9 protein-coding genes are annotated in these 13115 nt (G+C 66.0%); 1 reads left to right on the top strand and 8 read right to left on the bottom strand.

Features of this window, described 5'->3' with window-relative positions; all coding sequences use genetic code 11:
• From HOV77_RS06475 to HOV77_RS06455, 5 genes are all read right to left on the bottom strand, one after another.
• Window positions 1-978, bottom strand: coding sequence for a PaaX family transcriptional regulator C-terminal domain-containing protein (locus tag HOV77_RS06475; RefSeq protein ID WP_290858919.1), 978 nt, complete (start codon window positions 976-978; stop codon window positions 1-3).
• An 87-nt stretch (window positions 979-1065) separates the two neighbouring features.
• A complete protein-coding gene (locus HOV77_RS06470; RefSeq protein ID WP_290858917.1) occupies window positions 1066-1557 on the bottom strand; it encodes a hypothetical protein in 492 nt (163 codons plus the stop codon).
• Between the two features lie 72 nt (window positions 1558-1629).
• Window positions 1630-3957, bottom strand: a complete 2328-nt coding sequence (locus tag HOV77_RS06465; protein WP_290858916.1) for a family 43 glycosylhydrolase — start codon at window positions 3955-3957, stop codon at window positions 1630-1632.
• A 109-nt stretch (window positions 3958-4066) separates the two neighbouring features.
• Window positions 4067-5548 carry a GDSL-type esterase/lipase family protein gene (locus HOV77_RS06460; protein ID WP_290858914.1) on the bottom strand — a complete coding sequence of 494 codons (1482 nt, stop codon included), beginning with the start codon at window positions 5546-5548 and terminating at the stop codon, window positions 4067-4069.
• A gap of 461 nt (window positions 5549-6009) precedes the next feature.
• A complete protein-coding gene (locus HOV77_RS06455) occupies window positions 6010-6879 on the bottom strand; it encodes a carbohydrate ABC transporter permease (protein WP_290858911.1) in 870 nt (289 codons plus the stop codon).
• Between the two features lie 98 nt (window positions 6880-6977).
• Between HOV77_RS06455 and HOV77_RS06450 the strand changes: the two genes are divergently transcribed.
• Window positions 6978-8231 (top strand): RNA-guided endonuclease TnpB family protein, encoded by a 1254-nt coding sequence (locus HOV77_RS06450; protein ID WP_290858909.1) that lies wholly within the window; start codon window positions 6978-6980, stop codon window positions 8229-8231.
• Here the strand turns inward: HOV77_RS06450 and HOV77_RS06445 are convergent.
• The 3 genes from HOV77_RS06445 to HOV77_RS06435 all read right to left on the bottom strand — a co-directional run bounded on the left by HOV77_RS06445 (window position 8203) and on the right by HOV77_RS06435 (window position 13020).
• Window positions 8203-9156 (bottom strand): sugar ABC transporter permease, encoded by a 954-nt coding sequence (locus HOV77_RS06445; protein WP_363259833.1) that lies wholly within the window; start codon window positions 9154-9156, stop codon window positions 8203-8205. The two genes, HOV77_RS06450 and HOV77_RS06445, sit on opposite strands and share 29 nt — an antisense overlap.
• 67 nt (window positions 9157-9223) lie before the next feature.
• A complete protein-coding gene (locus HOV77_RS06440; RefSeq protein WP_290858905.1) occupies window positions 9224-10492 on the bottom strand; it encodes an extracellular solute-binding protein in 1269 nt (422 codons plus the stop codon).
• A gap of 122 nt (window positions 10493-10614) precedes the next feature.
• A complete protein-coding gene (locus HOV77_RS06435) occupies window positions 10615-13020 on the bottom strand; it encodes a non-reducing end alpha-L-arabinofuranosidase family hydrolase (RefSeq protein ID WP_290858903.1) in 2406 nt (801 codons plus the stop codon).
• Window positions 13021-13115: the final 95 nt, after the last annotated feature.

The following is a 13115-nucleotide window of genomic DNA, read 5'->3' as shown; positions in this document are numbered from 1 at the left end:
CTACTTCCCAATCGCCGCCGGGGCTTGCTCACCGACTCCGGCGGCCATCTCGGCGACGCTGTGGGCCCGGATGTCGGACCAGTCGCCGTCGTCAGTCCGGCGGACCACCTCTCGGATGTGTCTCGTGGCGGACTGGGCCAACCCGTCATACACGGAGACGAACACCTGACGTGCGCGTAGACGTGGCCAGCCGGCCGGCAGCAGCTCCAGGGGCAGCAGTGGGTCGAGGCCGGGGAATCTGCGATACGCGTCCATCACCTCGGTACGCGCCTGGACGGCGGCGACGCCGGAGACACGGCGGACAGCGGACGCTGACGCGAGGCGGCTCCATTGCCGGATGAAGTCCTGGTAGCGCTCGGCGATCGCCGCGAGGTCCCAGGCTTCGATCGGCGTCCGGTTCGCCGAGGTCGGCAGTTCCAGACAGCTACTACGCATGAAGGTGATGGCGCTGGAGGCGTTCGCGGCCAGCTTGCCCTGCCGCTCCGGGCTCATCGGGCGAGGCGAGACCCACACCCCGTCATAGAGCGGTGCGAATCCGTGCCACCGCAGATAGTCCCGGATCGCGCGCCGCTGGTTGCCTTCTTCCTGAGGCATCGAGAAAGCTACGACGGTCCACATTCCGTCCCAGGAATCCGGCTCTCCCCCGAACGCCGCGACTTCGACGCCGCCGATCGCGAGACTGGCCGCCACTGGCGCGGTCAGGCGATAGGCGCTACGCCTGCCGTCCCGCCGGCCCTCCAGGACTCCCCTTCGAGCCAGTCTGCTGATGGTCACCCTGGCGGCGCTGCTGGTCACGCCGAATTGCCCGAGCAGGTCGACGATGGCCGCCGAGGGGAGCCAGGCGCGCCGGCTCAACGTGTAGTCGGCGATCAACGTGATGGTCAAGCCCTGCGGCGAGCCCTCCTGACTGCGCGGCAGCCGGACGGCTTCGGCCGCCCGGTCGGGCAGGATGTCGTCGACGTCGAACACCTGGGGCACGGGCACTCCGGCACGAGTGGGTCTGGTAGGCCGGTTCCGACTGTAGTCGTCTCGAGCGCCGCAGGCAGGCGTACCCTCGCCGGTGGGTCACAGGTGGCAGAGATTCTGCACCGTGTCGGCGGTGTCCATGCGCTTCTCGACGATCTTGTCCGCGAGCTCCGCCAGCTTCACCCGGTCTCCCTTCGCCGCGTCGAGGTCTGCCCGGGCCGTGCGTACTTGCTCCACCTCTAGCCGCATCGTCGCTTGCAGCTGCGGATCGGTGGCCGCGTCGGCGATCGGGACGAGCTTCCGCTCGTACGCCGTGAGCACAGCCTTCAGTTCGTCGACCGCGGTCGGGGTGCCTGCCGGATCGGACAGCTGGTGCATCAGCCGATCCACCACCGGACGGACGGCCGCAGTGGTCTGAGCCTCGGCGGCGGTGAAGGAGTCGCAGGTGGCCTTCTTCTCCGGCGATACCTCTTTCACCTCTCCGGCGCGGTGAGTCACGGCAGTTGGAACCGATGCCGGGCGGTCGGCACTACAGGATGCCGACCCCACCAGGGCGGCGCCAAGAGCCGCGATCGCAGCCATCCGTCGCATGAATCACATCCTCCGTGGAGCCCGGCCACGCGGGAAGCGCGACCGGGCAAAGGTTTCCAGACTGATCGGCGGTCAGGGGGTGGTGGTGACGTCGAGGTAGTCCACGTTCGGCGTGCCGGTCGTGCTGGTCGGATCGAGCCGGATGGTGTTGGCGCCGCTGCTGAGCGGAACGGTCACTGTCTTCGTGGCCCAGGTCGACCACGCTCCGGTCGGCTCGAACGAAAGGGTCGTCACCGTCGAACCGTTGACGACCAGGTTCACGGGCCGGGCACTGGTCGTGCCGTTGGCGAAGCGGATCGCCAGCGTTGCCGTGCCTGCTGCCGACACGTTGGCGGTGAACTGGGCGTACGCACCGATGGCGTTGTCGCCGTTGCAGAAGCCGGTGCCGGAGTATCCGGAGTAGTTGGAGTCGATCGTGCCTTGGCATACCGCCGGCGCGGTCTCGGCCTCGTATCGGGTCGACGGCGTCCCGCCGGAGGTCTTGACTAGCGAGAGACCGTCGACGGTGAGGGTTCCGCCACCGGTCCGGACGGTGACGGTCGCAGTTCCGGCGGCCAGCGAGATGCCCGCGAGTTCGCGACGAGTCCAGCTGCTGGACGACGGGATGCTAAGCGTACGCGTAGCGCCGCCGGCATCCGTGATCGACACCTCAGCTCCGCTGATCGTGCCGGCGGTCTTGGTGGACGCCGACAGCGTGTAGGTCCCGGCCGGGATGGTGACCTGCTGGCGCACGCCGGCCGAACCGGAGCCGAGCTGCAGCGCGAAACGGCTGCCGTTCGCGCCGGGGCTGACGTTGGTCACGGTCCCGCCGGTGTTGATCCAACCGGTCAGCGTCGAGACGGTGACGCGGTCGGCTTGGAAATCCGGGTTGAGGATGTAGTTGTTCTGCGGCCCGACCCGCCATTCGCCGGTGGTGGCGTTGAACTCCCACTGGCTCACCGAGCTCATCTGCGGCCGCGACCCCGGCTTGGTCACCGGCATCCACTGGTTGTATCCGATGCCGTTCCACGCGAAGTCCGACCAGCGGTCACCGGCGAAGATCACCGTGGTCTGCACGGTTCCCTTGACCGTCACGAAGAATCCGGTCTGCGTCACGTGGCTGTAGTCCATCTCGGTGCCGGCCATCGTGTACTCACTGCTGTAGGTGCCCTGGATGTTGCTCGACGTCGACTCGACGACGTGCGCGACGGAGCTGTTCCAGCCGTGCAGATCCGAGGTCGCCTGGTAGTACTTCCCGTCGAGTTTGAACATTGCGTTGCCTTCGCGGCCAGCGGCGTTGTAGCCGATCTGCACAGCCGGTTCGGCTCGCAGGGAGTCCGAGTCGCGCAGCTTCGAAACGAACGAGCGGGCACGACCCGACCGGTTGGAGAAGATCAGGTAGTCCTTGCCGTCGTCGTCGGTGAAGACCGTCTGGTCGCCGGTGCCGGTGGTGGGCGAATTGACGATCTGGTTCTGGTAATAGCCGTAGTCGAAATTGTCGGTGGGCGAATCGCCTCGCAAGAAGAGCACGCCGTTGCCGTCCCCGCCGAGCGACGGCAGGTACACCTGGACGACGAGCACGTACTTGCCGGTCGTTTCGTTGTAGGAGACGCCGAGACGCCCGACCCAACCGGCCTGGCCGAGAGTCGCCCCGTTCGCCAAAGCGGTCGACCGGGTGGCCACGTTGTTGGCGAAGGTCCAATGGACGAGGTCCTTGGAGGTGTAGACCGGGATGGACACGAACGACACGTCGCCGCTGTACGACTTCGTCGGGTTGGCCCGGTAGTACTCGGCACCGGTGTAGTGCACGCCGTACCAGTAGTACGTGTCACCGAACTTGAAGACTCCCCCACCCTGCGAGTAGATGGGGTTTCCGCTGGTGTCGTTCCAGAACGTGTCGTTGGTGATCGTCTCGAACGTCCCAGCGGCGAGCGGTGCCAGGTCCCCCGCGGCACTCACGAGAGCGGTCTTCGCCGCTGCCACATCAGAGGTGGTCGCCGAAGGATCCGCGGCCACAGTAGTCGCAGTCGTCAGCGCCTTGGCGAACGGTGCCCACGACTTTTCGGAGTAGTCCCCCGGGCGGCGGGCCGCATAGTCGGCGACCAGGGTCTTCAGGCCGCGTACCATCACCAGCCCGCCGGTGGCGACCCGGAGGCCGGCTTCTGCAGTTGCGCGCTGGTCGCTTGTCGCACGTAGCAACGTGCCGGTGGCGTCTCTGCTCGCGGAGAACGCGGCCCAGGATCCCGCCGTGAAGTCTTCTGCTCGGTATCCGGAGACGCGGCCGTACAGTTGGCCGAGGCTGTCGGTAGACGCCGCTTGGAGCGGAGCCCGGGAATCAGTGGCCACTGTGCTCGCAGACGCCGGCGCGGCCATTGACACGAACAGCGCCGCCCCGATCAGCACCGCCCATCGTTTCGACATCGAACTTGATCTTGTGGTCATGACGTGCCTTTCTGGTGTGGTTGGTGTGAAGCAAGAGGGTCGGCCGCGCCGCGCCCCCGGCGCGGCCGAGACCAGGCGGCTCGATCGGTCAGCGCAGGTAACCGACGAGCGACAGGTTGCGTTCGCGGATGCCTTGCACTACGAGGTCGGCCATCCTGCCTGCGCCGTACTCGGAGAAGTGCGTGTTGTCGGTGACGCCGTCGACCGACTGCTGCAGATAGAGCGCGGCGGAGGCGGTCGGGCCGAGCGACTCCACCAGCGCTTCGCTCTTGGCGGTCAGGTCGATCACCGGCACCCCGAGCGACGATCCGAGACTGCGGATCTCGGCGGGGAGGTTGACCCCGACGCTGTTGACGTGCAGCGCGGTGTCGGTGAGCTGGCTGCCGCTGAACAACCGCCGCACCGGCGGCGTCATCAGGACCGGTACGCCGCGCTTCTCGCGTACCTGGTTGATCATCGAGGTCAGGTTGCTGCGGAAGGTCGACGCCGTGGTGGTCTTGTCGTTGTGCCCGAACTGGATGAACACCAGGTCGTTCGGCTTGATCAGCGGCTTCATCGTCGGGAACAGCGCCGAGTTGCTCAGGAAGCTGCCGGAGCTCTCCCCCGAGTCGGCGTAGTTGGCGACGACGGCCCCGGCCGAGACGTGCGTCGGCAGGATCTGACCCCAGCCGGTGTACGGAGCGGTCGGCTGGTCGCAGACCGTGGAGTCGCCGGCGAGGTAGACCACCAGCGGACTGCTCGCCGGTTGGACGGTCAGTCCGGACAGCCGCGGCGACGACCCGGCGAACGTGACGTCCAACCCCGGTGTACCGGTGCCGCCCTGTCCGGTCGGCTGGCCCTCCGGCTGCCGAACGTTGACGGTGAAGACGTACTGCGTGATGGTCCCGGCCGCGGTGGTGACGGCGGACAGGATCCGCCGCCGTGCCTCCACCGACATCGAGGTGTTCCCAGCCGACGCCTGGTCGCCGATCCACGCGGTGACCGTGTAGTTGCCCGGGTTGACGTCGAAGTGGCAGGTGATCGGGGCGCTGCCCGTGCACTGCGGCGGGCGGCCGGGCGGGGTCGCGCTCGCCGAGGGCGAAGCACCGGGGCCGAGGTCGAGATAGTCCACGTTGGGCAACCCGTTGCTCGTCGTCGGGCTCAATCGGATGGTGTTCGAACCGGCGTTCACGGGCACCGTGACGGTCTTCGTCACCCATGTGCTCCAACCGCCGGTCGGGTCGAACGCAACGGCGGCCACCCGGGTCACACCGTTCACCAGCACGTCGGCCGGGCGGCTGGCGGTGGCGCCGTTGGCGTACCGGACGTCGACGGTCGCCGTTCCCGCCGCGGCCGCCGTCACGGTGAACTGCGCGTACGCACCGACGGCGTTGGTGCCGTTGCAGAACCCGGAACCGGAGAAGCCGGACCAGTTCGAGTCGATGGTGCCCGTGCACACCGCGGGCGAAGTCTCCGCTTCGTAGCGCGTGCCGGCGGCGGACGCGTCCGCCGTCATGACCACGATCACCGCGGCCATGGTTGTGACGGCGCCGGCCGAAGCCAGGGCAGCCCGTTGTCTCAGCGAAAGCACGATGGAACTCCTCGGAGGTCGATGGTGCGGGATGAGTCGTGAGCGCTCACGGTTGACGGCAGGCGTCAGTGCTCCAGAGGAGCTCTGGAGGTGGCGAAGAAGCCCTAGATCATCAGGGCGAGAGTTGTGGACCGTCGGCTACGACGGTCACCCGCGATCCGGCGGGCGCGGCGAGCTGGGAAATCGGTGCATCCGTGGGCTCCTGCACGACATGGGTGGCTGGCCGGGCCAGTGGGCGCTGGCGAATCTCCGGCTCCAGAAGGGACAGCTGAGACAACTCTGGCCGTCTCAACCTCAAGCAAAGTTAAAACGTTTCAATATAGTCGTCAAGACTCTTCGTCGAACGTGGCACATTCCCAGGTCGCTCGGATGCGACGGGTGAGGTCAGTCCGAAGGAGACGCCGGGTCCGCGTCCGGACGCCGAGTTCCGGCGATCAGCAGCGGCGCGGAGTCGGCGCGGGTCATCCCTTGAACGCCCCTTCCATGATGCCCTGCACGAGACGCCGGCCGACGAAGACGAACAGGATCAGCAACGGCACGGTGGCAAGGAACGAGCCGGACATCGCCAGTCCGAGGTCGATGTCCCGGTTGTTCTGCAGGGCCTTGATGGCGATCTGGACGGTGTACCGCTCCGGCGACTTCAGCACGATGAACGGCCACAGGAAGTCGTTCCAGGCGTTGACGAAGCCGAACAGGCCGAGGACCAACGCGACCGGACGGACGAGCGGGAAGGCGATACGCCAGAACACCTGCCACGTCGTCGCGCCGTCCACCCGGGCGGCGTGCATCAGCTCGTCGTCGATGGCGCTGCCGATGTGCTGGCGCATCCAGAAGATGCCGAACGCGCTCACCAGCCCGGGGACGATCACCGCCTGAAGGGTGTCCACCCAGCCGAGCTCCGACATGATCAGGTACTGCGGGATGACCGCCAGCTGAGCCGGCACCGTCATGGTCAGCACGACGATGAGGAACAGGATGTCGCGGCCGGGGAAGGACAGTTTGGCGAAGGCGAACCCGGCCAGCGCGCACAGCACCGCCTGGCCCACGCCGATGGCGGTCGCGACGAACAGGCTGTTGAGGAGCGCCTGCACGAAAGGCACGGTGTCGAACACGAGCCCGGCCAGATGCAGGAAGTTGTCACCGGGCACGACGTGCGGAGGCAAGCTCGTGGCCGCGGCGGAGTCCGTCGTGGCCACAACGAACATCCAGTAGAGCGGGAACACACTGACGAACACCATGATGCCCAGCAACGCGTACGCCCAAAAGGACGCGCGGTTGACGCCGCGCCGACGTCGCGGTGGCCTTGTGGCGATGGAAGGCCTGCGGTTCATGAGCGCTCCTTCTCTATCCCCAGCTGTGGCCTGAGGGCGATTCGGTGTTCGCCGTTGGTAGCCCACGGACGTCCTAGGGGTTGGGTAGGCTGTGCGATGTGGCGCAGCCGGTGAAGCGGGCCTACAAGTTCCGCTTCTATCCCACGGACGAGCAGGTGGCCGAGCTCGCCCGCACGTTTGGCTGTGTCCGCCTGGTGTACAACATGGCCCTGGAGGAACGTTCCCGCGCATGGAATGAGGAGAAACGCCGCGTTTCTTACACCCAGTCGTCTGCCGCGCTCACCGCATGGAAGAAGACCGACGGCTTGGCGTTCCTTTCCGAAGTGTCGTCCGTGCCGCTCCAGCAGGCATTGCGGCACTTGCAAAGCGCGTTCGCGAGCTTCTTCGCCGGCACAGCGAGGTATCCACGCTTCAAAAGCAGGAAGAAGTCTCGTGCGTGTGCCGAGTACACCCGGTCCGCATTCCGGTATCGGGACGGGCAGTTGACGCTGGCCAAGATGAACACTCCCTTGGCTATCGTGTGGTCGCGGCCACTCCCTGAGGGCGCGGACCCGTCCACGGTGACCGTGTCGCGAGACGCGACCGGGAGATGGTTCGTCTCCCTGCTGGTCGAGGAGAGCGTCACTCCGCTCCGCCGGATTGACCGAGCGGTCGGCGTGGACGTCGGTGTGACCGACCTGGTGACGCTCTCCACCGGCGAGACAATTGCAAACCCCAGGCATGAGCGTGCCGACCGCGCCCGGCTCGCCGCGGCTCAACGGACATTGGCCCGCAAGGCGAAGGGTTCGAAGAACTGGGAGAAGGCCAAGTTCAAGGTCGCTCGCGTGCACTCGCGGATAAGCGACCGCAGACGGGATTACCTGCATAAGCTGACGACTCGGCTCGTTCGTGAGAACCAAACGATCGTGATCGAGGACCTTTCCGTGTCCAACATGGTTAAAAATCGTTCCCTGGCACGTGCCATCAGCGACTGCGGCTGGGGCGAGTTGCGACATCAGTTGGAGTACAAGTGCTCCTGGTACGGGCGCGAACTCGTGGTTGTCGATCGATGGTTCCCGTCCAGCAAGCTGTGCGGAGCCTGCGGGACGGTCCACGGAAAGCTGCCCTTGCACATACGTTCGTGGACGTGCGCAGACTGCGGCGCACGGCACGAACGCGATGTGAACGCCGCGAAGAACATTCTGGCCGCCGGGCAGGCGGTGTCGGCCTGTGGAGCCGGTGTAAGACCTCAACGGGAGTCCTCCCGGACGGGGCAGTCGGCAGTGAAACAGGAAACCCAGCGGGTGACCGCTGGATTCGCCTCCCATTGGGGAGGAGAGAATGTCAAGGGCGCTCCGAGCGGATTCGGGTGACCAGCAGGTAGTTGAGCGCGGCGGCGATCACGACCATGACGAAGAGCGCGACGCCGATGGCCGCGCCGTAGCCGAAGTGGAATCGGCCGAAGCCTTGCTCGTAGAGGAAGAGCGTGAGGGTCTGACATTGCCTGGCCGCGCCACAGGTGAGCCCGCCCACCGAGTTGGCCAGCAGCGGCTCGGTGAAGACCTGTAGTCCGTAGATGGTCGACGTGACGACGGTGAACACGATGATCGGCCGCAGCGAGGGGATGGTGATGTGGCGGAACTGCTTCCAGCCGTTCGCGCCGTCGGCGGCGGCCGCCTCGAACAGCTCGCGCGGGACCGCTTGGAGCGAGGCGAGATAGAGCAACGTGTTGTAGCCGGTCCACCGCCACATGATCATCGTGGCGATCATGAGGTGGCTGCCCCACACCGACGCCGTGAAGTCGACGTGATCGAACCCGAGCAGCTGGAGAAACCAGTTGAGCATGCCGTAGTCGCGGTCGAAGAGCTGGGCGAACACGATCGTCGTCGCCGCCACGGAGGTGATGTAGGGGACGAGAACCGACATCCGGAACAGCGTCGCCGCCCGCAGCCGCAGGTGGTTGAGCACATGCGCGAGCAATAGCGCGACGAACAGCTGCGGGATCGTCGACAGCAACCAGATGCTGACCGTGTTGCGCAGCGCGCCCCAGAACCGCGGGTCGTCCACGAGCTGTCTGAAGTTCTCAAGTCCCACGTAATGGTGCTCGCCGATGGGGTTCCAGTCGAAGAGGGCGACGTAGAACGTGAACAGCAATGGGAAGAGCCCGAAGACGAGGAACAGCACGAAGAACGGCGCCACGTAGGCGTACGGCGCCAGTCTCTCGCGTACGCCCTGCCGGATGCGACGGTTCCGCAGCGGCGGAGCGGTCGCACCGGCGGTCGGGGCCGGGTTGAGCATGGTCGTCACTACGGGCACCTTCCCGATGGAGCGGCCGGGAGGTCCCGGCCGCTCGGCATCAGTCGTCTCAACCGCGAAGAGCGTTCTTGACGTTGGTCAACGCCGTGTTCCACGCGTCGTCTGGGGCGACCTTGCCTTGCTCGACACTGACCAGGGTGTTGAGCATCTCCGAGCCGACCGTGGCATCTTCCGGTCCGATGTAGAACGGTTTGATGCCCAGCACGGACTGGGTGTAGATCTTGCCGATCGGCGCGTTGGAGAAGAACGGATCGGTCTTGGCGACAAGTTGTGGGTCTGAGTAGACCGACGGGGTCGTCGGCAGTGCGCCCTGCTGGAGGAAGTGAGCGAGCTGGCCGCTCGGCGACTGCATCTCGGCGATGTACGCCCAGGCCGCCTTGGGGTTCTTCGCCCGCTTGGGGATGGCGAGGTAGCTGCCGCCCCAGTTCCCCGAGCCCCCGGGAATGGCGGCGACGTCCCACTTTCCCGCGGTGTTGGGAGCGTTGGTGTGGATGGCGTTGAGCATCCACGACGGCGCGGAGACCACCGCGAAGTCGCCCTTGCCCATGCCGGCCGTCCAGCCGGTCGACCACGAGGTGATCTTGGAGGTGATGCCCGCCTTGTGAATCTTCAGCGCCAGGTCGAAGGCCGCCTTGACCTGGGGGTTCTTGTCATAGGACAGCTTGTGGTCCGCGTCGTAGTAACGCTCGGTCCCCTGGTTGACCGCTTGGAAGAAGACGCTCGTCGACGTGTTGTCCAGGAAGGGCTTGCCGGTGGCCTGGACGTACTTCTTGCCCGTCTCCAGGAACCCGTCCCAGGTGGGCCACAACTGGGACACCTGGTCCCGGTCGGTGGGCAGGCCGGCGGCCTTGAACAGATCCGTCCGGTACGCGATCGCCATGCCGCCGACGTCCGTCGGAATGCCGATGATCTTGCCGTCCTGGGTCACCGACTGCTTCATGACCCAGTCGAGGTAATCCCCCTTCCGCTGGTCTGCGCCCAGGCTGGCCAGATCGACGAAGTTGTCGGCGGACTGCATGAACTTCGGCAGGTCGTCACCCTGGATCAGCACGAGGTCGGGCACCTTCCCGCCGGCCAACGCGGTGGTGAGCGCCTGAGCCGTCTCCGTCGTGCTGCCCACCTCGGTGAGCTTGATCTCCACGTCCGGATGGGCCTTCTTGTAGACCTCGACGTCGGCCTTCTGGTTGATCCCGGTGAACGACCAGAACTCGAACGATTTCGAATCGCCGGACCCACCGCCGCCCGATCCCGGCGAACAGCCGGTGACCAAGAGCATGGCCGTGGCGACGATGGCTGCGGTTGTGATGAGGCGCTTCACACGGTCCTCCGAAGGTCGTCGTGAGCGGAGCGGAGCGACAACGGGCGTGTCCGGCCCGGGCCGAAGCCGGACACGCCCGAGCGGTGGGCGAACGGAGCGGCCGCTGGGCGGCCGTCCGTCGCTTAGCGCTGCAGGGTCAGCACGCCCGGCCGCCACGGCAGCAGGTTGTAGTCACCGCCGGCGCTGGGGTTCTTGCCCTGGTAGAGGAGCTGAAGGTTGCACGGGTCGACGGTCTTGGTCTGATCCGGGTTGGTGCGGACCAAGTCGCCGTGACTGATGTCGTTGGTCCAGGTCGCACCGCTGTTGGCCTTGCCCGCGAAGGGGTTGCTCTCGCTGGCGGCCTGCGGAGTCCACGAACCGCTGAGGCTGTTGGCGGTGAACGAGCGGAAGTAGCGCCCGTTCGAGCCGATCGCCTCGACGATCATCAGGTACTGGCTCTGACCCTGAACCTTGTAGACCTCGACCGCCTCGAACAGGTTGTTCGTGGAGTCGGTCATGACGGTCGTGTAGCTGGAGCCGAAACTGCCCGGGAAGTTCCCGATCGGCATGCTCTGCCGGTAGATCTTGCCGTTGTCCCCGGCGAAGAACAGGTACATGTTCTGGTCGTCGCCGATGAGCGTCTGGTCGATCACGCCGTACGGAGCGTCGGAAAGGGTTGCGGTGGACAGCGCCTGCGCCGAGGACCAGCCGTTGGCGTTGGTCGGGTCGCTGGAGGTCTTGTAGTTGAACGAGTTCGGACCCCACTGGTACGCCAGCACCCAGACGTTCTTGGGCGCGAAGTAGATCAGCGTCGGGGCCACGGTCCCCTGGCTCATTCCGGTCTGGGTGGCCGAGGCCATGTCGGACCAGTTCGTGAACGTGCTGAAGTTCATCGAGCCGTACTGTCCGCTGCTGTTGACGTTCGACCCGTAGACGAGGTGCTTGCCGTTGTAGACGACGTTGGTGAAGTCCTTGAGCGAGACCCACCCGTTCTGCGGATTCGTCAGCGCGCCGGTCGAAGTCCAGCGGTACGTCGACGGCAGGGTGCAGCCGGTCGACGTCGACGAGGACGGCGACGGCGAGGTGCTGCCGAACTGCGTACGCCACTGCTGGTTGGCCTGCCCGTGGCAGTCGTACAGCTGGATCTGCTGCCCGTTGCCGGTCCCCCACACGTCCAGGCACCGGCCGGACTGTACGCCGCTGATGGTGCCGTTGGAGTTGATGTTCCACTGCTGGTTCGATCCGCCGTTGCAGTCCCAGATGATGATCGCCGTACCGTTGGCGGTGGCCGCCCCGTTCGCGTCGAGGCACTTGTTGCCGTAGACGGTCAGCTGCTTGCTGGCGGTGTAGGTCCACTTCTGGTTCGCCTGGTTGTTGCAGTCGTAGAGCTGCACCCGCGTGCCGTTGGTCTGTGTGGCGTTGGGTACGTCGATGCACCGGTTGGATTGAACCCCGACGATCGTGCCGGATCCGCTGGGTTGCTGGCTCGACGACGGCGAGGTGGTCGGGTTGACCGCGTTGAGGGCGTTCAGGACCGACGTGTACGCGGCCTTCTTGTTGCCGCCGCCGTCGAACAGCAGCGGGCTCTCGCTGGAACGCCACGAGTCGCTGTCGCGTACGCCCCAGACCGTGATCCCGATGCACCGTGCGACGTTCATGCACGCCTGGGTCAACCCGGCGTACTGCGACGTGGACGCGTTGGTGACGTCGACCTCGGTCAACGCCACGTCCACGCCGAGCGCGGCGAAGCTCGACAGGGTCGTCTGGAAGTTGCTCGGCAGCGAGCTGCCGCCGGTGAAGTGCGTCTGCAGACCGACGCAGTCGATCGGCACGCCCCGGGACTTGAAGTCCTGGATCATCCGATACACGCCCTGCGTCTTGGCGTACGACCAGTTCTCGATGTTGTAGTCGTTGTAACACAACTTCACCGACGGATCGGCGTTACGAGCCGTGCGGAACGCCACCTCGATCCAGTCGTTGCCGGTGCCCTGCAGATTCGACTGACGGCGGCTGCCGTCCTCGTTGAACGCCTCGTTCACCACGTCCCACGCGGCCAGCTTGCCCTTGTAATGCGCCATCACACCGTTGATGTGATCGATCATCGCCTGACGGAGGGTGGAGCCGGACAGGCTTTGCATCCAGCCGGGCTGTTGGGAGTGCCAGGCCAGGGTGTGGCCACGCATTTTGATTCCGCGTTGGGTGGCCCAGTTGTAGATGTTGTCACCGGCGCTGAACGTGAACTGCCCACGCTGCGGCTCCGTCGCGTCGATCTTCATCTCGTTCTCGGCCGTCACCATGTTGAACTCACGAGCCGCGATCGTCGTGTACGCCGAATCACCGAGCCGGCCACCCGCGATCGCCGTGCCGAAATACCGGCCCGACTGCGCAGCCGCAGCACCGAGCGTGGTCTCCGCAGCGTCGGCCGACGGCATCATCACCGCAGCCGTGGCCACTGCCACGACACTGACCACACCGGCGACGAGCGCTCTGACGATGAGCGTTCTCGGCCGTCGGCTCTCACCATGGTGGACGGAGGGGCTGATAGCCACCTTGGCCTCCTCATTGGCCAGCGTCCGAGCCGGCTCAGCGAGACGGCTGGGACGTCCTTGTCGAGAGATTTATTCGCGCCAATGCTGCCACCGCC

The sequence above is a fragment of the Hamadaea sp. genome, from assembly GCF_013362815.1.
Taxonomy (GTDB): Bacteria; Actinomycetota; Actinomycetes; order Mycobacteriales; family Micromonosporaceae; genus Hamadaea.
This window is presented reverse-complemented; position numbering and strand designations above follow the sequence as displayed.

Bases quoted from the DNA above. Each gene is read 5' to 3' on its own strand.
- HOV77_RS06455 (WP_290858911.1), bottom strand. From the start codon at position 6,879: ATGAACCGCAGGCCTTCCATCGCCACAAGGCCACCGCGACGTCGGCGC.
- HOV77_RS06470 (WP_290858917.1), bottom strand. From the start codon at position 1,557: ATGCGACGGATGGCTGCGATCGCGGCTCTTGGCGCCGCCCTGGTGGGG.
- HOV77_RS06445 (WP_363259833.1), bottom strand. From the start codon at position 9,156: ATGCTCAACCCGGCCCCGACCGCCGGTGCGACCGCTCCGCCGCTGCGG.
- HOV77_RS06465 (WP_290858916.1), bottom strand. From the start codon at position 3,957: ATGTCGAAACGATGGGCGGTGCTGATCGGGGCGGCGCTGTTCGTGTCA.